The sequence below is a fragment of the Paraburkholderia sp. XV genome (genome assembly GCF_020177535.1).
Classification (GTDB): Bacteria; Pseudomonadota; Gammaproteobacteria; order Burkholderiales; family Burkholderiaceae; genus Paraburkholderia; species Paraburkholderia caribensis.
The window spans coordinates 63,682-87,882 of the sequence record NZ_JAGUUD010000014.1 but is presented as its reverse complement, the minus strand read 5'-3'; the positions used below and the strand labels follow the sequence as shown (position 1 = coordinate 87,882).

Annotated in this window: 18 protein-coding genes; 10 read left to right on the top strand and 8 right to left on the bottom strand. The window is 65.2% G+C overall.

All coding sequences use genetic code 11. The features are described from left to right. Positions 1-24: 24 nt before the first annotated feature. On the bottom strand, positions 25-777 hold the full coding sequence (gene rpsB / locus KFO72_RS10585) for a 30S ribosomal protein S2 (RefSeq protein WP_054934472.1): 753 nt from the start codon (positions 775-777) through the stop codon (positions 25-27). A gap of 441 nt (positions 778-1,218) precedes the next feature. Here rpsB and map point away from each other — a divergent pair, with 441 nt between their 5' ends. Genes map through KFO72_RS10570 form a run of 3 tightly spaced genes read left to right on the top strand, consistent with a single transcriptional unit; the run spans position 1,219 to position 6,699 of the window. Then, positions 1,219-2,031: a type I methionyl aminopeptidase gene (gene map / locus KFO72_RS10580; protein ID WP_054934471.1), complete on the top strand. Its 813-nt coding sequence runs from the start codon at positions 1,219-1,221 to the stop codon at positions 2,029-2,031. Positions 2,032-2,055: 24 nt separating this feature from the next. Then, positions 2,056-4,635: a [protein-PII] uridylyltransferase gene (locus KFO72_RS10575; protein WP_225032000.1), complete on the top strand. Its 2,580-nt coding sequence runs from the start codon at positions 2,056-2,058 to the stop codon at positions 4,633-4,635. A 6-nt stretch (positions 4,636-4,641) separates the two neighbouring features. Continuing rightward, positions 4,642-6,699 carry a pseudouridine synthase gene (locus KFO72_RS10570; protein WP_225031999.1) on the top strand — a complete coding sequence of 686 codons (2,058 nt, stop codon included), beginning with the start codon at positions 4,642-4,644 and terminating at the stop codon, positions 6,697-6,699. 79 nt (positions 6,700-6,778) lie between these two features. Here the strand turns inward: KFO72_RS10570 and def are convergent, their stop codons facing one another. After that, positions 6,779-7,312 (bottom strand): peptide deformylase, encoded by a 534-nt coding sequence (gene def, locus KFO72_RS10565; RefSeq protein ID WP_007580570.1) that lies wholly within the window; start codon positions 7,310-7,312, stop codon positions 6,779-6,781. Beyond that, complete coding sequence (ligA, locus tag KFO72_RS10560; protein WP_224100961.1) at positions 7,309-9,360, bottom strand: NAD-dependent DNA ligase LigA; 2,052 nt, start codon at positions 9,358-9,360, stop codon at positions 7,309-7,311. Before ligA ends, def begins: the two co-directional genes overlap by 4 nt. A 251-nt stretch (positions 9,361-9,611) precedes the next feature. Between ligA and KFO72_RS10555 the strand changes: the two genes are divergently transcribed. After that, positions 9,612-10,451 (top strand): hypothetical protein, encoded by an 840-nt coding sequence (locus KFO72_RS10555; RefSeq protein WP_224100960.1) that lies wholly within the window; start codon positions 9,612-9,614, stop codon positions 10,449-10,451. Between the two features lie 229 nt (positions 10,452-10,680). On the opposite strand, the gene KFO72_RS10550 is transcribed toward KFO72_RS10555, so the two are convergent. The 4 genes from KFO72_RS10550 to KFO72_RS10535 all read right to left on the bottom strand — a co-directional run bounded on the left by KFO72_RS10550 (position 10,681) and on the right by KFO72_RS10535 (position 16,908). After that, on the bottom strand, positions 10,681-11,919 hold the full coding sequence (locus KFO72_RS10550) for a cell division protein ZipA C-terminal FtsZ-binding domain-containing protein (protein WP_060601283.1): 1,239 nt from the start codon (positions 11,917-11,919) through the stop codon (positions 10,681-10,683). Positions 11,920-12,089: 170 nt separating this feature from the next. After that, positions 12,090-15,608, bottom strand: coding sequence for a chromosome segregation protein SMC (gene smc / locus KFO72_RS10545; protein WP_225031998.1), 3,519 nt, complete (start codon positions 15,606-15,608; stop codon positions 12,090-12,092). 167 nt (positions 15,609-15,775) lie between these two features. Beyond that, positions 15,776-16,753 (bottom strand): DMT family transporter, encoded by a 978-nt coding sequence (locus KFO72_RS10540; protein ID WP_060601287.1) that lies wholly within the window; start codon positions 16,751-16,753, stop codon positions 15,776-15,778. After that, on the bottom strand, positions 16,750-16,908 hold the full coding sequence (locus KFO72_RS10535; RefSeq protein ID WP_225031997.1) for a hypothetical protein: 159 nt from the start codon (positions 16,906-16,908) through the stop codon (positions 16,750-16,752). Before KFO72_RS10535 ends, KFO72_RS10540 begins: the two co-directional genes overlap by 4 nt. A 278-nt stretch (positions 16,909-17,186) precedes the next feature. On the opposite strand from KFO72_RS10535, the gene dapC reads away from it, so the two are divergent. From dapC to cls, 6 genes are all read left to right on the top strand, one after another. Then, positions 17,187-18,404 carry a succinyldiaminopimelate transaminase gene (gene dapC, locus KFO72_RS10530; protein ID WP_225031996.1) on the top strand — a complete coding sequence of 406 codons (1,218 nt, stop codon included), beginning with the start codon at positions 17,187-17,189 and terminating at the stop codon, positions 18,402-18,404. A gap of 95 nt (positions 18,405-18,499) precedes the next feature. Continuing rightward, entirely contained in the window at positions 18,500-19,327 is an 828-nt protein-coding gene (gene dapD / locus KFO72_RS10525) for a 2,3,4,5-tetrahydropyridine-2,6-dicarboxylate N-succinyltransferase (protein ID WP_035990804.1), read from the top strand. A 2-nt stretch (positions 19,328-19,329) separates the two neighbouring features. Then, positions 19,330-19,698 carry an ArsC family reductase gene (locus tag KFO72_RS10520; RefSeq protein ID WP_054934458.1) on the top strand — a complete coding sequence of 123 codons (369 nt, stop codon included), beginning with the start codon at positions 19,330-19,332 and terminating at the stop codon, positions 19,696-19,698. A gap of 130 nt (positions 19,699-19,828) precedes the next feature. Continuing rightward, positions 19,829-20,968 (top strand): succinyl-diaminopimelate desuccinylase, encoded by a 1,140-nt coding sequence (dapE, locus tag KFO72_RS10515; protein WP_060602712.1) that lies wholly within the window; start codon positions 19,829-19,831, stop codon positions 20,966-20,968. Between the two features lie 15 nt (positions 20,969-20,983). Beyond that, on the top strand, positions 20,984-21,871 hold the full coding sequence (gene prmB, locus KFO72_RS10510) for a 50S ribosomal protein L3 N(5)-glutamine methyltransferase (RefSeq protein WP_054934457.1): 888 nt from the start codon (positions 20,984-20,986) through the stop codon (positions 21,869-21,871). 307 nt (positions 21,872-22,178) lie between these two features. After that, positions 22,179-23,618 carry a cardiolipin synthase gene (cls, locus tag KFO72_RS10505; RefSeq protein WP_054934466.1) on the top strand — a complete coding sequence of 480 codons (1,440 nt, stop codon included), beginning with the start codon at positions 22,179-22,181 and terminating at the stop codon, positions 23,616-23,618. 7 nt (positions 23,619-23,625) lie between these two features. Here the strand turns inward: cls and KFO72_RS10500 are convergent, their stop codons facing one another. Further along, positions 23,626-24,117: a glutathione peroxidase gene (locus KFO72_RS10500; protein ID WP_054934456.1), complete on the bottom strand. Its 492-nt coding sequence runs from the start codon at positions 24,115-24,117 to the stop codon at positions 23,626-23,628. Positions 24,118-24,201: the final 84 nt, after the last annotated feature.

The following is a 24,201-nucleotide window of genomic DNA, read 5'->3' as shown; positions in this document are numbered from 1 at the left end:
CTTTTTTGCCGGACACAGGGTGCTTTACGCTTCCCCGTTGACCTCGACGAACTCGTCGCCGTCGGTGCCGCGGACAGCCTGCACGACTTCGTTGACCGCGTTCGCACGGCCTTCGAGGATCGCGTCGGCCACGCCTTGCGTGTACAGCGCGACAGCCTTGCTGGCGTCGTCGTTACCCGGGATCACGTAGTCCACGCCTTCGGGCGAGTGGTTCGTATCGACCACGGCGATGACGGGCACGCCCAGCTTGTTCGCTTCCGTCACGGCAATCTTGTGATAGCCGACGTCGACGACGAAGATTGCATCAGGAATGCCGCCCATGTCCTTCACGCCGCCAATCGACTTTTGCAGCTTGGCGATTTCGCGTTCGAACAGCAGCGCTTCCTTCTTGCTCATCTTTTCGAGCTCGCCTGCCTCGACTGCTGCTTCCATGTCCTTCAGGCGCTTGATCGAAACCTTCAGCGTCTTGAAGTTGGTCAGCATGCCGCCGAGCCAGCGCGCGTTGACGAACGGCATGCCTGCGCGTTGCGCTGCTTCAGCGATCGTGTCGCGCGATTGACGCTTCGTGCCGACAAACAGGATCGTGCCGCGGTTCGCTGCCAGTTGACGCACGTACTTCAGCGCGTCGTTGTACATCGGCAGCGTCTTTTCGAGATTGATGATGTGAATCTTGTTGCGATGGCCGAAGATGAAGGGGGCCATCTTGGGATTCCAGAAGCGCGTCTGGTGACCGAAGTGGACACCGGCTTCCAGCATTTGACGCATGGTAACTGCCATGAAAATCTCCGCTAGGGTTGGGTCTTAAGCCGGCTGCCGTATCCGCCGCGCCGCCTTCACCGCTTCGGGAAGACCTGACGCCGCGAACACCCTGGGTGCGCCGGCTTGCGAATTCCGCGAACCGCGCCGCATGTTTATGCATGCACGACACCGCTCACGAAGAAGCCCACCGTCGAGGTGAATACTGAATATTCAAACTGACGATTGACTTAGCCAAAGAGTATAGCACGCGAGCATTGCAGGACTCAACCTGCCCGGTGGCCCCATCTGCGCCGCGGGTTGCACCGTAACGCCCCGCTCGCGCGCAACCCGGCCGCCCGGCAAGGCCGCGCGCAACGCCCGCCGCAAGCGCCGCTGCCAACCTTCGCGCCCCGCAATTTCCAGCGATCGCGTGAATAAGGTGCGATAATTACACGATAAACCGCATTTCAGGCCCGACTCATGGCTATTACGCTCAAAAACGAAGACGATATCGCGCAGATGCGCATCGCCGGACGGCTCGCGAGCGAGGTGCTCGACTACATCACGCCGTTCGTCAAACCCGGCGTCACGACGGGCGAACTCGACCGTCTGTGCCACGAATACATGACGAACGTGCAGGGCACGATTCCCGCGCCGCTGAACTACCAGCCGCCGGGCTATCCGCCGTTTCCGAAGGCGGTCTGCACGTCGGTGAACGACGTGATCTGCCACGGCATCCCCGGCGACAAGGCGCTGAAGAACGGCGACGCGCTCAATATCGACGTCACCGTTATCAAAAACGGCTACTACGGCGATACGAGCCGCATGTTCATCGTCGGCGAGGGCTCGATCATGGCGAAGCGCCTCGTCCAGACCACGTACGAATGCATGTGGCTCGGCATCGAGCAGGTGCGCCCGGGCGCGCATCTCGGCGACATCGGCCATGCCATCCAGAAGCATGCGGAAGGCCTCGGCTACAGCGTCGTGCGCGAGTATTGCGGCCATGGCATAGGCCAGGTTTTCCACGACGATCCGCAGGTGTTGCATTACGGCCGCCCCGGCACGGGCATCGAACTGCAGGCGGGCATGATCTTCACGATCGAACCGATGATCAACGCTGGCCGCCGCGACATCCGCACGATGCCCGACCAATGGACAGTCAAGACGAAGGACCGCAGCCTGTCGGCGCAATGGGAGCACACCATTCTCGTCACGCCGACCGGCTACGAAGTGCTGACTGTTTCCGCCGGCACGCCCGCCCGCCCGCAGATCGCGGCCGCCGCCACAGCCTGATCCTCTTCCCGCCACCCGCCGCCTATGAGTAGCGTTCACGCTGTCGCCCTTTCCGATGCCACGTCTCTCAAGGCGGACTACAAGGTGGCCAAGACCCCGCTGCTCGATCGCTTCAAGACTGCGACCAATGTCGACACGTTGATGCACGCGCTCGCGCGCATCACCGACGACGCGCTGCGCGGCGCGTGGGCCGCGTGCGAACTGCCTGCGTCGCTGGCGCTGCTGGCCGTCGGCGGCTACGGGCGCGGCGAGCTCGCGCCCCACTCCGACATCGACATTCTGGTGCTGCTGCCCGACGAGCCGGTGGCACATCTCGAAGCGCGCATCGAGCGCTTCATCGGGCTCGCGTGGGATCTGGGGCTGGAACTCGGCAGCAGCGTACGCACGGTGTCGCAATGCATCGAGGAATCGGCCAATGACGTCACCGTGCAGACTTCGCTGCTCGAAGCGCGGCGTATCGTCGGCAGCACGACGCTGTTTGAGAGCTTTTCGCTGCGCTACCGCGACGCTCTCGATCCCCGCGCGTTCTTTCAGGCGAAAGTCCTGGAAATGCGCCAGCGTCACGCGAAATTCCAGGACACCCCTTACTCGCTCGAACCGAACGTCAAGGAAAGTCCGGGCGGCCTGCGCGACCTTCAACTGATTCTGTGGATCACGCAGGCAGCGGGCTTCGGCAGCAGCTGGCGCGAACTGGACGCGCGCGGCCTGATCACCGACCGTGAAGCACGCGAACTGCGCCGCAACGAAGGCTTCCTGAAGGCGCTGCGCGCCCGTCTGCACGTGCTGGCGGGGCGTCGCCAGGACATTCTGGTCTTCGACCTGCAGAATCCGCTCGCCGAGAGCTTCGGCTTCAAGGCCACGTCCACGCGCCGCGCCAGCGAACAGCTGATGCGCCGCTATTACTGGGCCGCCAAAGCCGTCACGCAGCTGTCGACCATTCTGATCCAGAACATCGAAGCGCAGCTTTTTCCTAGCACGAGCGGTATTACGCGTGTGTTGTCCGATCGTTTCGTCGAGAAACAGGGCATGCTGGAAATCGCCAGCGACGACGTGTTCGAGCGCGAGCCGAACGCGATCCTCGAAGCCTTCCTGCTGTATGAAGAGACGCCCGGCGTCAAAGGGTTGTCGGCGCGCACGCTGCGCGCGCTGTACAACGCGCGCGACAAGATGGATCACCGCTGGCGGCGCGATCCGGAAAACCGGCGCCTCTTCATGGAAATCCTCAAACAGCCGCAGGGCGTCACGCATGCGATGCGTCTGATGAACCAGACCAGCGTGCTTGGGCGCTATCTGCTGAACTTCCGACGTATCGTCGGACAGATGCAGCACGATCTGTATCACGTCTATACGGTCGATCAGCACATCCTGATGGTGCTTCGGAACATGCGGCGCTTCGCGGTGGCCGAGCACGCGCACGAATACCCGTTCTGCAGCCAGCTGATCGTGAACTTCGAGCGGCCATACGTGCTGTACGTGGCCGCGCTGTTCCACGACATCGCGAAGGGCCGCGGCGGCGATCACTCCACCCTCGGCATGGCCGACGCGCGCCGCTTCTGTCGCGAGCACGACATTTCCACCGACGACACCTCGCTGATCGTCTGGCTCGTCCAGCATCACCTGACGATGAGCCAGGTCGCCCAGAAGCAGGACACGAGCGACCCGGAAGTGATCAAGCGGTTCGCCGATCTGGTCGGCACCGAGCGGCGCCTGACGGCGCTCTATCTGCTGACGGTGGCCGACATTCGCGGCACCAGCCCGAAAGTCTGGAACACGTGGAAAGGCAAGCTGCTCGAAGACCTGTACCGTGCGACGCTCGCCGTGCTCGGCGGTGCCCGTCCGGACGCGCATTCGGAACTCAAGCAGCGCCAGGAAGAAGCGCTAGCGCTGCTGCGCCTCGAAACGGTGCCCGAGAACGCGCACCGCGCGCTGTGGGACAAGCTCGACGTCGGCTACTTCCTGCGCCACGACGCCGCCGACATCGCGTGGCAAACGCGCGTGCTGCACCGTCATGTCGAGACGGAGACGCCGATCGTGCGCGCGCGGCCCTCGCCTATCGGCGAGGCGCTGCAGGTGCTTGTCTACGTGAAAGACCGTCCCGATCTGTTCGCGGGCATCTGCGCGTATTTCGACCGCAATTCGCTGTCCGTGCTCGATGCGCGCGTGAGCACCACCCGACACGGCTATGCGCTCGACAACTTCCTCGTTGCGCATACCGAGCAGGACGTCCACTATCGCGACATCGCCAACCTGGTCGAACAGGAACTGGCGGAACGCCTGAGGGCGGAAGGCACGCTGTTGCCGGAACCGTCGAAGGGCCGTTTGTCGCGCCTGTCGCGCACGTTCCCCGTGACGCCGCGCGTCGACCTGCGGGCCGACGAGCGCGGCCAGTATTACATCCTGTCCGTGTCGGCCAACGACCGGCCGGGCCTTCTTTATTCGATCGCGCGCGTGCTGGCCGAGCACCGGGTCGGCGTCCATGCGGCGCGGATCAATACACTCGGCGAACGCGTCGAGGACGTGTTCCTACTCGACGGACACGGCCTCTCTGACAACCGACGACAAATCCAGGTCGAAACGGAGCTGCTGCGCGCGATCGCAGTGTGAGATTTCATGCGAGTCAAACTGACAGCCAAGCATCCGCGGCCGAGTTCGTCCGAGCGCACCCCTGTGCGTCCGGGCAGCACGACGGCACGCAAGACGACGCGGCCCGCCGCCCCAGCCAAAGGTGCTTCTTCAACGGGGCCGCGCGGCGGCGCCGGCTCAGCGGGCGCAAGCACGGCGCGCCGCGGCGCAACGGCGAGCGGCGAAGTACCGAGGCGCCCTGCCGGCAAGCCGGCGGGTGCGCGTGACGGCGCGTCACCGCGCTTCGGCGATCGGCCCGCGCGTGCAGCGGGCACGGGTTCACGCGAACGCGGCGATTCCAGTTCGTTCGAACGCCGCTCGACGGGTGACCGGACCGAACGACGCGCGCCGTCGGATCGTCCTTCGCGTGGCGCCGCTTCGGCGGGCGCAGCGGAGCGCGCGCCACGTTTCGCGCGTGAAAGTGACGAACGCCGTGGGCCTCGCGCACCGCGTGAAGGCGACGAACGCCGTAGCGCACCTCGCGCTCCGCGTGAGGGTGACGAACGCCGCAGCGCACCGCGCTTCTCCCGTGATGGCGACGAACGCCGCGCGCCTCGCGCACCGCGTGAGGGTGACGAACGCCGTAGCGCACCACGCTTCTCCCGCGATGGCGACGAACGCCGGGCACCCCGCGCACCGCGTGAGGGTGACGAACGCCGTAGCGCACCACGCTTCTCCCGTGATGGTGACGAACGCCGCGCGCCCCGCGCTCCGCGTGAGGGTGACGAACGCCGCAGCGCACCACGCTTCTCCCGCGATGGCGACGAACGCCGCGCGCCTCGCGCCCCGCGTGAAGGCGATGAACGCCGTAGCGCGCCGCGCTTCTCCCGCGATGGCGACGAACGCCGCGCGCCTCGCGCTCCGCGTGATGGCGACGAACGCCGGGCACCCCGCGCTCCGCGCGAAGGCGACGAACGCCGCAGTGCTCCGCGTTTCTCCCGTGAGAGCAACGAACGCAGCGCACCCCGCGAACGCAGCGAATCGCCCCGCTCACGCTTCGGTGCCGGGCGCGACGCCGCCACCGACCGCCGCCCACGCAGCGACGCCGCGGAAGCCCGCGTCGAACGCACCTACGCGAAGCCCGTCAAAAGCGCCTACGCGAGCCGCACCGACGACGCGCCGCCCAAGGCCGCACCGCGCGCCGTGAAAGCAAAACGCGACCCGCGCTCGCTCGACGACAGCTTCGACCGCCCAGCCCAATTCGACCGCGCCGCCCCGAAACCAGCGCGCAAGGCTCGCCCGGAGGCCGCCCCGCGGCATCGCGACGAGGGCGAATACAACGACGCGCCCGGGAACCTGCGCCTGTCGAAGCTGATGTCCGAACTCGGCCTGTGCTCGCGCCGCGAAGCGGACGAATGGATCGAGAAAGGCTGGGTGACCGTCGACGGCGTCGTCATCGATACGCTCGGCACGAAGGTTCGCCCCGACGCCGACATCCAGATCGATCCCGCCGCGCAAGCCATGCAGATGAAGCTGGTGACGATCCTTGTGCACAAGCCGGTCGGCTTCGTGTCGGGCCAGGCGGAAGATGGCTACGAGCCGGCCGTGACGCTCGTCAAACCCGAGAACCATTGGGACGGCGATCACACGGACACGCGCTTCTCGGTCGCGCACCTGCGCCAGCTCGCGCCGGCGGGCCGCCTCGACATCGACTCGACGGGCCTGCTGGTGCTGACGCAGGACGGACGCGTCGCGAAGAAGTTGATCGGCGGCCATTCGGAAATCGACAAGGAATATCTGGTGCGCGTCGCCTACGGCGACGTTGAAACGGACGTCGAACACCACTTCCCGCCGGAACGTCTTGCGCAATTGCGCCACGGCCTCGAGCTGGACGGCGTGCCGCTCAAGCCCGCAATGGTCAGCTGGCAAAACGGCGAGCAACTGCGCTTCGTGCTGCGTGAAGGCAAGAAGCGCCAGATTCGTCGTATGTGCGAGCTGGTTGGATTGCATGTCGTCGGCCTCAAGCGCGTGCGGATGGGTCACGTCATGCTCGGCGCATTGCCCCCCGGACAGTGGCGCTATCTCGGTCCGGACGAGTCGTTCTGAGATCGGGCGCCGTCCATCGGCGCCGCTCGACATGAAAAAGCCCGCTCGCGCGGGCTTTTTCCTTTTCGACGTCTGAAACTCAATCGTCCGATTTCGGATCGAGGTCGGGAAACAGCACCTCGGTAAAGCCGAACTTGGAAAAGTCCGTGATACGCATCGGATACAGCTTGCCGATCAGATGATCGCACTCATGCTGGACGACGCGCGCATGGAAGCCCTCGGCGACGCGATCGATCGGTTTGCCGAACTGGTCGAAGCCGTGATAGCGGATCATGGACAGCCGGCTCACCGCGCCGCGCAGGCCCGGCACCGACAGGCAGCCTTCCCAGCCCTCTTCTGTGTCCAGAGAAACGGGCGTGATGGTCGGGTTGATCAGCACCGTTTCCGGTACGGAAGGCGCGTCGGGATACCGCTCGTTATGGCCGAAACCGAAGATGACGACCTGAAGATCGACGCCGATCTGCGGCGCGGCGAGCCCGGCGCCATTGGCGTCATGCATCGTCTCGAACATGTCCCGGACGAGTTCGTGCAGTTCGGGCGTGTCGAAATGATCGACTGGCTTGGCGATGCGCAGCAGGCGCGGATCGCCCATCTTGAGGATTTCGTGAATCATGTTGTCTGCCCCTCCAGGAGCTTACGCATACCATCTTCGTCGAGCACGGGGATGCCGAGTTCCTCGGCCTTTGCGAGCTTGCTGCCCGCTTCGGCACCCGCCACCACGTAATCGGTCTTCTTCGACACCGAGCCGGCCACCTTCGCGCCGGCCGCCTCCAGCAACTCCTTCGCTTCGTCGCGGCCCATGTTGGGCAGCGTGCCCGTCAGCACGACCGTCTTGCCGGCCAGCACGCCCTGCGGCGCCCTCGGCGCGGGCGGCCCTTCAGGCCATGTCACCTTGCCGGGCGCGCGCAACTGCTCGATGACAGTGCGGTTGTGTTCCTCGGCAAAGAACTGATGAATCGCCTCCGCGACGATGGGGCCGACATCGTTCACTTCGAGCAACGCTTCCACCGACGCATCCATGATCGGCGTGAGCGAGCCGAAGTGCTTCGCCAGATCCTTCGCCGTCGATTCGCCGACATGCCGGATGCCGAGCGCGTAGATGAAGCGCGCGAGCGTGGTGTGCTTGGCCTTTTCGAGCGAGTCGATGAGGTTCTGCGCGGACTTTTCCGCAAAGCGGTCGAGTTCGGCGAGCGTCGCAAAGCCCAGGTTGAAGAGATCGGCGGGTGTGCGCACCAGATTCAGTTCAACGAGTTGATCGATGATCTTTTCGCCCAGGCCGTCGATATCGAGCGCGCGGCGCTGAGCGAAATGCCACAGCGCCTGTTTGCGCTGCGCCGGACAGAACAGGCCGCCCGAGCAGCGCGCGATCGCTTCGTCCGGCAGCCGTTCGATGGCGGAGCCGCACACGGGGCATTGCGTCGGCATGACGAACTCGTGCGCGTCGGCCGGACGCCGGTCGAGCAGCGCGCCGACCACTTCGGGAATCACGTCGCCAGCGCGCCGCACGATCACGGTGTCGCCGATACGAATGTCCTTGCGACGCACTTCGTCCTCGTTGTGCAGCGTCGCGTTCGTCACGGTCGCGCCGCCGACGAACACCGGCTCGAGTCGCGCGACGGGCGTGATCGCGCCTGTACGGCCAACCTGCACGTCGATGGCGACGAGCTTCGTCAACGCCTCTTGCGCCGGGAACTTGTGCGCGAGCGCAAAGCGCGGGGCGCGCGACACGAAACCGAGCGCCTCCTGCTGATCGCGGCGGTTCACCTTATAGACGACGCCGTCGATGTCGTACGGCAGCTTGTCGCGCTTCTCGCCCACTTTGTGGAAGAAGCCAAGCAGCCCTTCAGCGCCCTGCACGACCGCGCGCTCGCTGTTCACGGGCAAGCCCATCTCGTGATACCAGTCGAGCAGCTCGCTGTGCGTAGCGGGCATCTCGAAGCCGTCGAGCACGCCGATCCCATAGGCGAAGAACGACAGCGGACGCTGCGCGGTAATTTTCGAATCCAGTTGCCGCAAGCTGCCCGCCGCTGCGTTGCGCGGGTTCGCGAACTCGCGCTGTTCGGCGTCGCGCTGACGCTGGTTCAGCTTGTCGAAGTCGCGCTTGAACATCAACACTTCGCCGCGCACGTCGAGTAGCTTCGGCACGCGCTTACCCTTGAGCTTCAAAGGTATAGAGCGGATGGTACGCACGTTCTGCGTCACGTCTTCGCCCGTCGCGCCGTCGCCGCGCGTGGACGCCTGCGTGAACTGGCCGTCCACGTAGCGCAGCGAAATGGCCAGGCCGTCGAACTTCAGTTCGCACGCGTAGTCGACGGTCTCTTCGTGCAGCGCGTCCGACACGCGCCTGTCGAAAGCCGCGATGTCTTCATCCGAAAAACCGTTGTTCAGCGACAGCATGGGCATGTCGTGCACGACGGGCTGAAAGCCGCTCGCCACTTCGCCGCCGACCCGCTGCGTGGGGGAATCCGGCGTGATGAGATCGGGATGCTCGCTTTCGACCTGCTGCAGTTCCTTGAACAGCCTGTCGTATTCCGCGTCGGGCAAGTCCGGCTGGTCGAGCACGTAGTACGCGTGGTTCGCGCGCTCGAGTTCGGCGCGCAGCCACAACGCCCGCTCGGCGGGTGCGCTGGTTGCTGGATCAGGGACGTTGGTTCGGGCCATGCTGTCGGCGTTTCGCGGATGGTAACGGGATGTCAGATTATCTCAGGAAGCGCTTCCTGTCGCATCGGCCGGATGGCCAGTTTCGTGCGCGCGCAAACCCAGCACGACGGTATTCCTACAAGTCCTGGCCGATCGGCTAGTTCGCGCGCAAACCGTTGACAGCGCGCGGCTCGCAATGCGACCGTGTCGCCTGCCGTCCATCGCGTGCCTTGATCCACATTGGCACGCATCGACTGGGAGAACCTGTCGCCATGCCCGCTATCGCCGTCCGCTTCGTTCGCTTCGTCCATTCGCTGCTCGTGCTTCTGGGTGCGCTCGCCCTTTTGAGCGCACCAGACGCAAGCGCGAGCGAGCAAGTGGTCAGCGTGCCGCTCGCCAAGGGCGCGTCGATCTCCTATCTGCTCACGCAGCAGGACGGCAGCGCGCCGCGTTGGGTGCTGGTGATGTTCCCGGGCAGCGCCGGAGATCTCGAACTGTCGCAACAGCCCGACGGCACGATCCACATGCGCGAGAAGAACAACTTCCTGGTTCGCGCACGCCAGCTATTCGTGGACGCGCAGTTCGCGACGGCAATCGTCGATGCCCCATCCGATCAACCTCGCGGCTACTCCGATGCGTTCCGCGCGTCGCCACGTTCCGCGCGGGATCTCGCCCAGGTCGCAGCCAGCCTGCATGGCCGCCTCCCTGACGCGAAACTCGTACTGGTCGGCACGAGCCGCGGCACGATCTCGACGGCTTATGTGGGCCGCGCGTTGCCCGATGTCTGGGACGCCGTCGTGCATACGTCCACGCTCAGCAGTCCCGCACGCGGCCGCGCCACGCCGTTGATCGGCTTCGATTACGGCTCGATTCGCCCGCGCCAGCTATTCGTGCACCACGCCGACGACGGCTGCTTCCTCTGCTCGTATGAAGCGCTACGACGCATCGCGGAGAGAGGCCAGTACGCGCTGATCACCGTGCATGGCGGCGATGTGCGCGGCAAACCTTGCGAGGCTTCGTCGCATCATGGGTTCTATGGAAGGGACAAGGTAGTGGTCGCCGGGATCAAGGCGTGGATCAGCGGCCAACCATGGCAGGACGACGTGGGATGAGGCCTGCCGCAGTGTACATGCCAGCACCTGTGCGAAAGGCGAGATTCAAATGAAAACCGCCTGAAGCGGCGGCGCGCGTCAGGCGGTTTGTCCGGGTGTTGGCCCTGTTGTTGGCCCTGTTGTTGGCCCTGTTGTTGGCCCCGTTGTTGGCCCTGTTGTTGGCCCTGTTGTTGGCCCTGTTGTTGGCCCGGCTAAGACGAAGCTTCGTCGCGTAACCTGTGTTGCAGGCTTACTGGCTGAACAGTCGCCGCGTTGCTGGCGAGCCAGCGGGAATCCCCGCCTGTTCGAGCTTCGCGTAAAGCGTCATCAACTGTTGCTCGATCGCGAGCAGCGCACTCTCCGGCAGCGGCCGCCGGCCATCGTCGACCACGCGCCCGCCGATGCGCTCGGCCAGCGACTTCGCGTAATCGCACATCAGGCGGAACGGCAGGATGTCTTCGTCGGCGACGGGCACGTCGAGCACCAGCGTGATCATCTGGCCGCCTTTGTACGTGAGATCGTCGCGCAGGAAGTTGGTGTCGCCGAACTGCAGCATGAACACCGGGCTTTGCTTCACGTCGAGCTTGACGAAGCGCGTGCCGTCGCGCGACAGCAGCAGCCCGTCCTGCGACGCGACGGCCTGCACGTAGTTCGCCGACCACGGCGCGCCGTCGGACAGCACGTTGATCGACAGTTGCGCGTCGCATTGCGCAGCAAAGCCGTCGAGCTCGCGCGCCATCGACACCGTTTCCATCATGTCCGGAAACTCGGGCGATGCGTCGAGCGCATCGGCGAATTGCTGGACACCCGTGACGAACTCGGAAAACTCCAGTTCGTTGAGCGGGCCGCTGCGATTCGCAAGCTGCGCAGCCGCGCGCAGGTCTTCGTAGCGCACGCCGTTTTGCAGGAGTTCCCACGCGCCGCCGCCTTCCGGTTTGCCCTCGATATGCACCGGCTTGCTGCCCGCGCGGCGCAGACGCTGCGCGAGCGGCAGCACCTTGTCGCCCGCCACGGGAGACGACAGCCTGATCGGCACGATACAGTCGATACGCCGATCGACGATCGCGGGCGGCGCCGACGAAATCGTCGTGGCAGCGGGCAAAATCGGCTCGTTGCGCTCGTCGTCGGCCTGCACTTCGGCAGCCGGCTGAGCGGCTTCTTCATCCTCGGGAAAACCGTTCGGCGACGTGTTCTCTGCCTGAATGTCCGCTGGCGTGTCGAGCGGCGCGGCGCCGCCGAAAGTCGGCTCGACGCGCGCGGCTTCCGCCGGCTCGCCCGCGGCGGATTCGCGGCGCGTCGTCGGGCGCGCCGGCTCGATGAACGGGCTTTGCTCGACCTGGTCGTCCCGGACGAGCGGGTCCGCCGCATCGGCGGGCATCGGCCGCGGCATCCTGCGGCGCACCTTCGCACCCTGCCACGCGTTGTAGACCACCACTCCCCCGACCACCACGGCGCCCGCGCCAATCAATCCGAGTGTCAACTCGTCCATGCACGCTCCATCTGCAATTCTTTTCGTCGTTGCGCGCAGCGCCAGGTTCGCGCGGCTGGCAGGTGACACCGTAAGTGACACGCGCCGCCGCTGCGGGCACAGACGCGCAGCGTATTCAGAGTTCTGTTTCAGCAACACCCGCGCAGCCGAAGCGACGCGCGGGTGGACGTTTAAACGATATTCTGGACAAATCCCGCAGCCGTTTCCATGTCGACGGCCACGATCCGCGAGACGCCCTGCTCCTGCATCGTCACCCCGATCAGTTGCTGCGCCATTTCCATCGCGATCTTGTTGTGGGAAATGAACAGGAACTGCGTCTTCTCGGACATCGCACGCACGAGATTCGCGAAACGTTCGGTGTTCGCGTCGTCGAGCGGCGCGTCCACTTCGTCCAGCAGACAGAACGGCGCCGGATTCAGCTGGAACATCGCGAACACGAGAGCCGTCGCCGTCAGCGCCTTTTCACCGCCCGACAGCAGGTGAATCGTCGAGTTCTTCTTGCCCGGCGGCTGCGCCATCACCTGCACGCCGGCGTCGAGAATCTCGTCGCCCGTCATGATGAGCTTCGCCTGGCCGCCGCCGAAGAGACGCGGGAACAGCTCGCCGAAATGATGGTTCACCTGGTCGAACGTGCCTTGCAACAGCGTGCGCGTTTCCTGGTCGATCTTGCGGATCGCGTCTTCGAGCGTTTCGATTGCGTTGGTCAGGTCGGCCGATTGCGCGTCGAGGAAAGTCTTGCGTTCGGACGCCGCCTTCAGTTCGTCGAGCGCGGCCATGTTGACGGGCCCGAGCGCGGTGATCGCGTTGTTGATGCGCGTGACTTCGCCCTGCAGGTACGACGGCTTCATGTCCGGCGTGAGCTTCGCCTGCAAATCGGCTTCGTCGACACCCGCCGCCGTCAGCTGCTCGATGAACTGCTCGGCGTTCAGGCGTGCCGCCTGTTCCTTCAACTGCAATTCGGTGATGCGGTCGCGCAACGGCTGCAATGCGCGCTCGGTAGTCAGACGCAGTTCGTCCGACGCGCGCAGCTTCGCCGTCAGATCGTCGAGTTCGAGACGCGCCGCGTGCAGCGCCTCTTCCTTCGCGCGGCGGATTTCGAGCGCGTCCTGCAGGCCCGTGTGCGCCGTCTGCTCGTTGATGGTTTCGAGTTCGGCGCGCGCGTCTTCGAGCGAACCGGCGACGCGCTCGCTCTGCTCGTGCGCGACCTGGATGCTGCGCTTGAGCTCGTCGATACGGTTCGCCGAGTTCCGCGCGGCAAAGCGTGCATCCGTGGCGGCGCGGTCGAGATCGCGTGCTTCGTTGCGCGCGTTGCCGAGTTCTTCGTCGAGTGATTCGAAGGCGAGCTGGTTGTCTTCGAAACGCGCCTGCAATTGCGCGAGTTCGCTGTCGTGACGCTCGAAGTTCGCCTCCGATTCGGCACGCAACGCGCGTTGCTCGTCGATCTGCGCGGTGATCTCTTCGAGCTCCTCGCTGATCTGCGTGCTGCGCTGCGTGTAGCGTTCGTGCGCCTGCGTGAGCTTGAGCACGTCCATCTGCAGCGCGTGCACGCGCTGGGTCGCGCGCTCGGCCTGCTGGCGCACTTCCGTCAACGCGTTCGATGCCTGCGTATGCGCGGCTTCCGCGCGAATCGCGGCCGCCTTCGCCTCTTCGGCGAGCAGCGCCTGCGCGCGCACCTGGCGCGTCAGGTTTTCGATTTCCTGCTGACGCGCGAGCATGCCTGCCTGCTCGGAATCCGCCGCGTACAGTTGCACGCCGACGCGCGTCACCACGTGCCCGGCCTTCACGACGAACGCGCCGCCTTCCGGCAATTGCGCGCGCATCGACAGCGCCTGGGGCAGATCGTCGGCGATGAACGCGTTGCCGAGCCAATCGTTGAGCACCGCGCGGATGCCAGCGTCGTCGATGCGCACCAGGGAAAGCAACGGCCGCAGCGACGCCGGCGCCGCCACCGGCTGACCGGCCGCGGGCGGCGCGTAGAACGCGAGCTTGGCGGGCGGCGCGTCGCTGACGAAGTGTTTCACCCAGTCGAGATTCGACACTTCGACGGCGGCAAGACGCTCGCGCAGCACGGATTCGAGCGCCGTTTCCCAACCGGCTTCGACATGCAGCTTCTTCCACAGACGCGGCAGCGCGCCCAACTCGTGCTTGTCGAGCCACGGCTGGATCTTGCCTTCCGTCTGCACGTTTTCCTGCAACTGGCGCAGCGCGCCCAGACGTGCTTCGAGCTGATGGATCTGCGCGCTCTCCGCCTGCACGCGTTCCTGCGCGGCGCGGCGCTCGCCGTCCAGACGCGGCAGCGTGTCCTGCGCATCGGCGAGACGCGCTTGCGTTTCGCTCAGAATCTCTTCGTGCTCGGCAAGCTGCATGCGCAGTTCTTCGAGCTGCGCCTCGTCGGGTGCGTCGAGCCCGCCCGCTTCCGTCTTGAGACGTTCCTGCCGCTGCTGCAACTGCTGCAACTGCTGGTCGGCGTTGCGCTGGTGCGCGGCTTCGAGCTTGAGCGCCTGCTCGGTCTGCGCAATGCCGGCGCGCTCTTCATTCAGTTGCGCCTGCGCATCGCGCCAGCGCGCTTCGAGCGCGGGCATCGCGTCGTGCTTCGCGGCCGCCGTCTCTTCGGCGATCACCGCCTTCTCTTCGCCTTCGCCGAGCTGGATTTCGGCGTCTTCGAGATCGTCCTGGGCCTTCTGTGCCTGCGCGAGCCACTGCTCGCGCTGCGCCGTCAGCGCGGCGATCTGCGCCTGCACGCGGTTGCGCGATTCGACGATGAACTTGATTTCGGCTTCGAGACGGCTCACTTCGGCGTTCGCTTCGTACAGCGCGCCCTGTGCGCCCTGCATCGCGTCGCTGGCCGAATAATGCGCGACGCGCAGCGTTTCGAGCTGCGCTTCGACTTCGCGCAGCTTCGCCGTGTGCGCTTCGAGGTCGATCTGCGCCTGTTCGATCGCGCGTTTCTGCCTGTCCTGCTCGGTGCCCGCTTCGTTCTTGCGCAGCAGCCACAACAGGCGCTGCTTCTCTTCGCCTTCGGCCTGCAGTTGCTTGTACTTCGTCGCGACGACAGCTTGCGCTTCGAGCTTTTCCAGATTCGCCGTCAACTCGCGGACGATATCTTCGACGCGCGTCAGATTCTCGCGCGTGTCGTGCAGACGGTTCTCGGTTTCGCGGCGGCGTTCCTTGTACTTCGACACACCCGCGGCTTCTTCGAGGAACACGCGCAGTTCTTCGGGCTTCGCCTCGATGATCCGCGCGATCATGCCCTGCCCGATGATCGCGTACGCACGCGGCCCGAGGCCCGTGCCGAGGAAGATGTCCTGGATGTCGCGGCGGCGCGCGGGGAGATTGTTGATGTAGTAGCTCGACGTACCGTCGCGCGTCAGCACGCGCTTGACGGCGATTTCGGCATACTGGCCCCACTGGCCGGCGGCGCGGCCGTCGGCGTTGTCGAACACCAGTTCGACGCTGGCGCGGCTACCCGGCTTGCGCGCCGTCGAGCCGTTGAAGATCACGTCCTGCATCGATTCGCCGCGCAGCTCCGAGGCGCGCGATTCGCCGAGCACCCAGCGCACGGCATCGATGATGTTGGACTTGCCGCAACCGTTGGGACCGACCACGCCGACGAGCTGGCCCGGAACCTGGAAATGCGTGGGATCGACGAATGACTTGAAGCCAGCGAGTTTGATCGAGGTCAGACGCACGGCGATTTCGCTGTTTGAGAAATAATTTATGGAAACGGAACGCGCGGGTTCATGTGCGAACCGCCACGAGGTTCAACCCCCGACTGACGGCACGATGTAGCGCGAGCCCGCTGCGATTCCGGCGCCGCGGTGCGCCCTACGCTGCACCGCCGGCCAATGAGGGGCAATCATACCATCGCGCGTGGTCGATTCTTACCGTTGCCGTCGGCGTTTCCGTCCTTGCCCGTGTCCGTCTTCTCCGCAGCCTTCGCGCGATGCACCCAGCTCGACAGCGCCGACGCCAGCACGATGCAAGCGCCGCCCGCCCATTCGCGCGGACCGGGGACTTCGCCCGCGAACAGCCATGCCGTTAGCGCCGTGATGACGATCTCGAACAGCATGATGATCGACGCCCGGTTGGCAGGCACGCGCGCGAGTCCGTATTGCACGAGCATGTTGTTGGTGGCGAGCACGAAGCCGATGGCAAGCACGAGAAACACGGCCATGCCGATGTGCTCGCCCGCCGGCGGCGCGGGCATCGATTCGAAGAACGACGCGCAGCCGCCGAAGATCGCCGCGCCGCCGAAGATCACGGCCGTGCGCATCTCCGCCTTCATGCCGGGCAGCACGCGGCTCGTCTTGAGGATCAGCACGTTGCTCATCGCGAAGGACATGCCCGCCGCGAGCCCCGCCCATTCGGCGAGGCTGCCGGGCACGGGAATGCCGAGTTGCGGCGACCACAGCATCATCATCGCGCCCGCCAGCGACAGCGCCGCGAGCCCCGCGCCCGCCCACGTCAGCCGCTCGTGCAGGATGAAATGCGCGAACAGCGCGGTCCATGCCGGCGTCAGATAGAAAAGCAGCAGCACGCGCATCACCTGGCCGTGGATCGCGCCCCACACGAAGCCAAGATTGGTGATGCCCGCGAACAGCGCGAGCGCGGGCAGCAGCCAGTGCCAGCGCATCGTTTTGATCGCACTGCGCCGCACGAGCAGCACGAACAGGCATCCCGCGCCGCTCGTCAGCGCGCTCGCGGCCGTGCCCGTCACGCCGAGCGCGTGCAGCATGCGCAGCGGATACCAGACCATGCCCCACACCGACGCGCCCAGCATGATCGCGAGCGTCGGCCACGCGTTGCCCACAGTGTTGCGAAGCGAGAGATTCATCGCGCGGCGCTCCCGCCGGTGCCCAGCGTGTCTTGCATGACTGCCTTGCGTTGCGTGTTGCCCTTGTTGTACTGCTGATTGCCGCAGGCGGCGCGTGATCGCTGCCAGCCGTTGCCGCTGAATCCGTTACCGTTGCATCCGGTGACTGCCCGCATTGTGTCTCCGCTTTCTTCTGTGTGCCGGGCGCACCGGGTCGGTCGCGCCCATCTCGTTGCCGGCGCCGCAAAGCCTTGTCCAGATGGACGATGCGCCGTGCCGCAGCCCGCCGACACGCTATAATCGACCGCTCGTCGCCGGTGCCGCGCAGCCGTTTCGATGCCACCGCATCCGAGGCCTTGCGCATCGTGTCCGCCGCGCGCCGCTTTCGCTGTGTCAGCCTGTGTCCGTCCGACAATCCGTCCTGCAACACGCCGAACCTACGCCGAACCGCCAAGTGAATCCGCTACTCGACTCCCTTCAGTCCTATCCCTTCGAAAAGCTGCGCCTGCTCTTCAAGGACGTCACGCCGCCCGCCAGTCTCGCGCACATCAGCTTCGGGATCGGCGAGCCGAAACATCCGACGCCCGAGCTGATCAAACAAGCCGTGATCGATTCGCTCGGCGGTCTTGCAGCCTATCCGCTCACGCTCGGCACGCCGGCGCTGCGCGAAGCGATCGCGAAGTGGGTCGGACAGCGCTACAACCTGCCGCACGTCGAACCCGCCACCCAGGTGCTGCCCGTGTCCGGCTCGCGCGAGGCGCTGTTCGCACTGGCGCAGACGGTGATCGACCCGAAGAAAAACGCTCGCGGCGAGCCTGCGATCGTACTCTGTCCGAACCCGTTCTATCAAATCTACGAAGGCGCGGCGCTGCTGGCGGGCGCGCAGCCGTACTTCGCCAACAGCGACCCGGCCCGCAACTTCGCGTGTGACTACTCCGCCATTCCCGACGACGTCTGGGCGCGCACCCAGCTGCTCTACGTCTGCTCGCCGGGCAACCCGACGGGCGCCGTGCTGACGCTCGACGACTGGCGCGAGCTGTTCGAACTGTCGGACCGTCACGGCTTCGTGATCGCGTCGGACGAATGCTACTCGGAGATCTATTTCGACGAGGCGCGTCCGCCGCTCGGCGGTCTGGAAGCGGCGCACAAGCTCGGCCGGGGTTTCGAGCGGCTCGTGATGCTGTCGAGCCTGTCCAAGCGCTCGAACGTGCCGGGCATGCGCTCGGGCTTCGTCGCGGGCGACGCGGCCATTCTCAAGCAGTTCCTGCTATACCGGACTTATCACGGCGCCGCCTTGTCGACGGTCTTTCAAACTGCGAGCATTGCTGCGTGGAGCGACGAGGCCCATGTGCGCGAAAACCGCGCAATGTACGTGCAGAAGTTCTCGACCGTCACGCCGATGCTCGCCGACGTGCTCGACGTCAGGCTGCCCGACGCCGCGTTCTACCTGTGGGCGAACGTCGCGCGCACGGGCCTGTCGGACGACGAGTTCGCCCGCCGCCTGTACGCCGACTATAATGTGACGGTTCTGCCCGGCTCGTTTCTCGCGCGCACCGCGCACGACACGAACCCCGGTCGCGATTTCGTCCGCCTCGCCCTGGTCGCGGGCGTCGACGAATGCACGGAGGGCGCGCGGCGCATCGTCGAGTTCTGCCGCTCGCTGAAAAGCTAGATCCGGCATTTCTCACAGGCCGCATGGAGCGCCGCCGTTGCGCTCCGCTCTCACCCGCTTTCCGATTTCAACCTTCTCGAAAGAGCACCACGAACATGTCGCAACAACTTCAGCAGATCATCGATACCGCCTGGGACAACCGCGCCGACCTGTCGCCGAAGGCCGCGCCCGCCGACGTGCGCGAAGCCGTCGCGCATGCCATCGAGCAGCTCGACAAGGGCGCGCTGCGCGTCGCCGAAAAGAAGGATGGCGACTGGGTCGTCAACCAGTGGCTGAAGAAGGCCGTGCTGCTGTCGTTCCGCCTCGAAGACAACGCGCCGATGCCGGCTGGCGGCTACTCGCAGTTCTACGACAAGGTGCCGTCGAAGTTCGCCAACTACACGGCTGAAGACTTCGCCGCCGGCGGCTTCCGCGTCGTGCCGCCCGCCATCGCGCGCCGCGGCTCGTACATTGCGAAGAACGTGGTGCTGATGCCGTCGTACACCAACATCGGCGCCTACGTCGACGAAGGCACGATGGTCGACACGTGGGCCACCGTCGGCTCGTGCGCGCAGATCGGCAAGAACGTGCACCTGTCGGGCGGCGTGGGCATCGGCGGCGTGCTGGAGCCGCTGCAGGCCAACCCCGTCATCATCGAAGACAACTGCTTCATCGGCGCGCGCTCGGAAGTCGTGGAAGGCGTGATCGTCGAAGAGAACTCGGTCATTTCGATGGGCGTGTACCTCGGCCAGAGCACCAAGATCTACGACCGCGAAACGGGCGAAGTCACGTATGGCCGCATTCCGGCGGGCTCGGTGGTGGTGGCGGGCAACCTGCCGTCGAAGGACGGCTCGCATAGCCTGTATTGCGCGGTGATCGTCAAGAAGGTCGACGCCAAAACGCGCGCGAAGGTCGGCCTGAACGAACTGCTGCGAGGCGACTGATCGTGGCACGCGCTTCCGCTACGACCGTCGTCTACGGCATTCCGAATTGCGACACCGTGAAGAAGGCGCGCGTGTGGCTCGAGGAACACGGCGTCGAGTTCGAGTTTCACGACTTCAAGAAGGCCGGCGTGAACGACAAGCTGATTGAAGACTGGCTCAAGGATGTGCCGCTCGATCAGCTCATCAACAAGCGCGGCACGACCTGGCGCGGCCTGTCGGACGTGCACAAGGCCGAAGCCGGCACGACCGCCGGCGCGATCGCGCTGATGATCCACAAACCGTCGATCATCAAGCGGCCTGTGATCGTCGTGAACGGGCGTGTGAAGACGCTGGGCTTCTCGGCGGACAATTACGCGTCGCTGTTCGCCTGAGCTTTCTGCGCTTCGGCGCACGCATGTAAAAGCTGTTGCCGGCCCGCTCGGGCCGGCATTTTTTCACCCCTGGATTCAAGCGTGGCGGTTACGCGCGCGTCTCACCTGCTGGTTGGAAGGAACTGAATCGATGTCCGGCACCCTTGCCCTTACCGAAGCCCTGATCGGCCGCGCGTCCGTCACGCCCGACGACCAGAACTGCCAGCGCCTGCTGATCGAGCGCCTGTCCGCGATCGGCTTTGAATGCGAAACGATCGAATCGAACGGCGTGACGAACCTGTGGGCCGTCAAGCGCGGCACCGCGGGCCAGGACGGCAAGCTGCTCGCGTTCGCGGGTCACACCGACGTCGTGCCGACGGGCCCGCTCGATCAATGGACCTCCGCGCCGTTCGAACCGTCCCATCGCGACGGCAAGCTGTACGGACGCGGCGCCGCCGACATGAAAGCGTCGATCGCGGGCTTCGTGGTGGCAAGCGAAGAGTTCGTCGCCGCGCATCCGCAGCATCGCGGTTCGCTCGCCTTTCTTATCACCAGCGACGAAGAAGGCCCTGCAACGGACGGCACCGTGAAGGTCGTCGAAGCGCTGCAGGCGCGCGGCGAGCGTCTCGACTATTGCGTGGTGGGCGAGCCGACGTCGAGCGTGCAGTTCGGCGACATGGTGAAGAACGGCCGCCGGGGTTCGATGTCGGGCAAGCTGACCGTCAAGGGCGTGCAAGGGCACATCGCCTATCCGCATCTGGCGAAGAACCCGGTGCATCTGCTCGCCCCCGCGCTCGCCGAACTGGTCGCCGAGCATTGGGACGCAGGCAACGAGTATTTCCCGCCCACCACCTGGCAGGTTTCGAACATCCACAGCGGCACGGGCGCGACCAACATCATTCCGGGCCACGCGGAAGTGATGTTCAACTTCCGCTTTTCGACGGCGAGCACGGTTGAAGGACTGCAAAGCCGCGTGCATCAGATCCTCGACAAGCATGGCCTCGAGTACGACCTGAAGTGGACCGTGAGCGGCCTGCCCTTTCTGACGCCGCGCGGCGAGTTGTCGAATGCGCTGGAAAGCGCGATCCACGCCGAAACGGGTCTCACGACGGAACTGTCCACCACGGGCGGCACGTCCGATGGCCGCTTCATCGCGCGCATCTGCAAGCAGGTGATCGAATTTGGGCCGTTGAATGCGAGCATCCACAAGATCGACGAACATATCGAAGTTGCACATATCGAGCCGCTCAAGAACGTCTATCGACGCGTGCTCGAACAACTGATCGCCTGACGGAGGGCCCAGACCATGACTCATCCGTTTTCCACGGTTCGCGATGTGCTGCGCCATGCGGTGACGCAGTTCAACCAGGCCGGCCTGGCGTTCGGCCACGGTTCGTCGAACGCTTATGACGAAGCCGCGTATCTCGTGTTGCACACGCTGCATCTGCCCATCGACCTGCTCGAGCCGTTTCTCGATGCGCGCCTCACGTCCGCAGAAATCGACGCGGTGCTGAAAGTGGTCGAGCGGCGCGCGAAGGATCGCGTGCCGGCCGCCTACATCACGCAGGAAGCATGGATGCACGGCTATCGCTTCCATGTCGACGAGCGCGTGATCGTGCCGCGCTCGTTCATCGGCGAGCTGCTGCAGGACGGCTTGCAGCCGTACGTCGAGGACCCCGAACAGGTTGGCGCGGTGCTCGAATTGTGCACGGGCTCCGGGTGCCTCGCGATTCTCGCGGCGCACGCCTTCCCGAATGCCGACATCGACGCCGTCGATCTGTCGCCCGCCGCGCTCGAAGTCGCGGCACGCAATGTCCACGACTACGAGCTGGACGAACGCGTCGCACTGTTCGAAGGCGATCTGTACGCGCCGCTGCCCGAGCGCCGCTACGACGTGATCATCACCAATCCGCCGTACGTGAACGCGGAATCGATGAAGGCGCTGCCCGCCGAATACAAACACGAGCCGGAAATGGCGCTCGCGGGCGGCGCGGACGGCATGGATATCGTGCGCCGCATCATCGCCGATGCCCGCAACTGGCTGACCGACGAAGGCGTGCTGGTGGTCGAGATCGGCAACGAGCGCGCGCATGTCGAAGCGGCGTTTGGCGGCCTCGACCTGGTGTGGATGTCGACCAGCGCCGGCGACGACAACGTGTTCCTGATCCAGGCCAGCGATCTGCCCGGTAACTGACGAATCCGACGGCCGCACGCTTCTGATCCACGCACGACACGACGCACGCCGCCCGCCTGGGCGCCGTGCGTCGCGTGCTTTTCAGCCCGCGCATTCGATGCGCAAAAGCATCGAATTGCGCAAAAAGCCCTTCACGCATTGACGAAGCGCCGACCGCGACGCGGGCGCTTTCGGTAATATGAGCGCGACCGCGCTGCTGTCGCCCGGTATTGAAGCTCAGTCAAGTAGTCAGTCACGCGAGCCCGGCCTCGATAAGTGCCGCCACGAAGTCAACTACGCGCAGCGGAAGGCCATCGCTCGCACGCTTATGCAATTCGATCTGCTTCACATCGGCACGCTTGTGTTTCTCGCCCACGCGCTGGGCGTGATCGCGGCCTGCCACGCCATATTGCATACCCGCACATCGCAAGGCGCGATCGCGTGGGCGGTGTCGCTCGTCGCGATGCCGTATCTGACGCTGGTTCCGTATCTGTTCCTCGGGCGCAGCAAGTTCGCCGGTTACGCGGACGCGCGCCGCCTCGAGAACGAAACGCTGCGCACCCGCGCGCATCCGCCGGAGTGGGATACGGAAGCCTCGTCGCATGGCCGTCCGACGGAAGCGCTCGGCCATCATTTCGTACGTTCGCTCACGCGCCTGTCGGGCATGCCGTTTCTGCCCGGTAACCACGTGCGCACGCTCGTGAACGGCGAAGCGACGTTCGCCGCGATTCTCGATGCGATCGAAAACGCGCAGCGCTACATCGTCGTGCAGTTCTTCATCGTGCGCGCCGATGCGCTCGGCGAGATGCTCAAGGACGCGCTGCTCGCAAAGGCCGCGCAAGGCCTGCGCGTGTACGTGCTGTACGACAGCATCGGCAGCTTCGACCTGCCGCACCGCTATGTCGCGTCGCTGCTCGCGGGCGGCGTGCAGATGCATCCGTTCGCGACGAACCGGCAGTTCGTCAACCGTTTCCAGCTTAACTTCCGCAACCACCGCAAGATCGTCGTGGTGGATGGCGAGCGTGCGTTTGTCGGCGGACACAACGTCGGCGTCGAGTATCTGGGTGGCAAGCCGCCCCTGTCACCGTGGCGCGACACGCACATAGAAGTGCGCGGCCCCGCCGTCGCCAGCATCCAGTTCGTGTTCACGGAAGACTGGTACTGGGCCACGCAGGATCTGCCGCACTTCGACTCGCCGCCACCCGCGGGGCCTGGCGACGGCATGCACTGCCTCGTCGTGCCGACGGGTCCGGCCGACAAGCAGGAGACCTGCTCGCTCTTTTTCGTCGAAGCGATCAATGCGGCGCGCGAGCGCGTCTGGATCACCACGCCCTACCTCGTGCCCGACGAAGCCGTGTTCGCGGCCTTGCGGCTCGCGGCGCTACGCGGCGTCGACGTGCGCATCCTGATTCCGTGCCGGCGCGACCACCGTGTCGTGTTCGAAGCGTCCAAACTCTACGCGTACGACTCGATCCGCGCGGGCGTGCGCGTGTTCCGTTACCGCCCGGGCTTTCTGCATCAGAAAGTGGTGCTGATCGACGACGTCGCGGCAGCCGTGGGCAGCGCGAATCTCGACAACCGGTCGTTCCGCCTGAACTTCGAGATCATGGTGCTGACCGTGGATCACGGCTTCGCGCTCGAAGTCGAAGAGATGTTGCTGCGCGACTTCGCCGAATCGTTCGAGATCGACCGCAGCGAGTATCGCAACGCGCCCGCGCTGCGGCGCGTGTTGATGCATGTCGCGCGGCTCTTCGCGCCCATCCTCTGACGCGCGCTTACAGCAGCGCTTCGATGTCGTCGGTGATCGTTTCGGGCTTCGTGGTGGGCGCGTAGCGCTTGACGACCTTGCCGCTGCGGTCGACGAGGAACTTCGTGAAGTTCCATTTGATCGCTTCGATGCCGAGCACGCCGGGCGCCTCGTCTTTCAGAAATTTGAACAACGGGTGCGCGTCCGGTCCGTTGACGTCGATCTTGTCGAACATCTGGAACGTGACGCCGTAGTTCTTTTCACAGAACGCGCCGATCTGCGCGGCGTCGCCGGGTTCCTGCTTGCCGAACTGGTTACACGGAAACCCCAGCACCTGCAGCCCGCGCGCCGCATACTGCTCGTGCAGCTTCTGCAAACCCGCGTACTGCGGCGTGAAACCGCATTCGCTCGCCGTGTTGACGATCAGCATCACCTTGCCGTCATAGCGATCGAGATTGACCGGCTCGCCACCCAGTGTGCGAGCCGAAAAGGAATAAACCGAAGACTTGTCCGCTGCCATGTGCCGCCCTCCAGGAATGTCGTTAGTGTAGGTGTTTCGACGCCGCGCGCCACCTGGCCGATCGGCCAATGCCTGAGCGCGCGC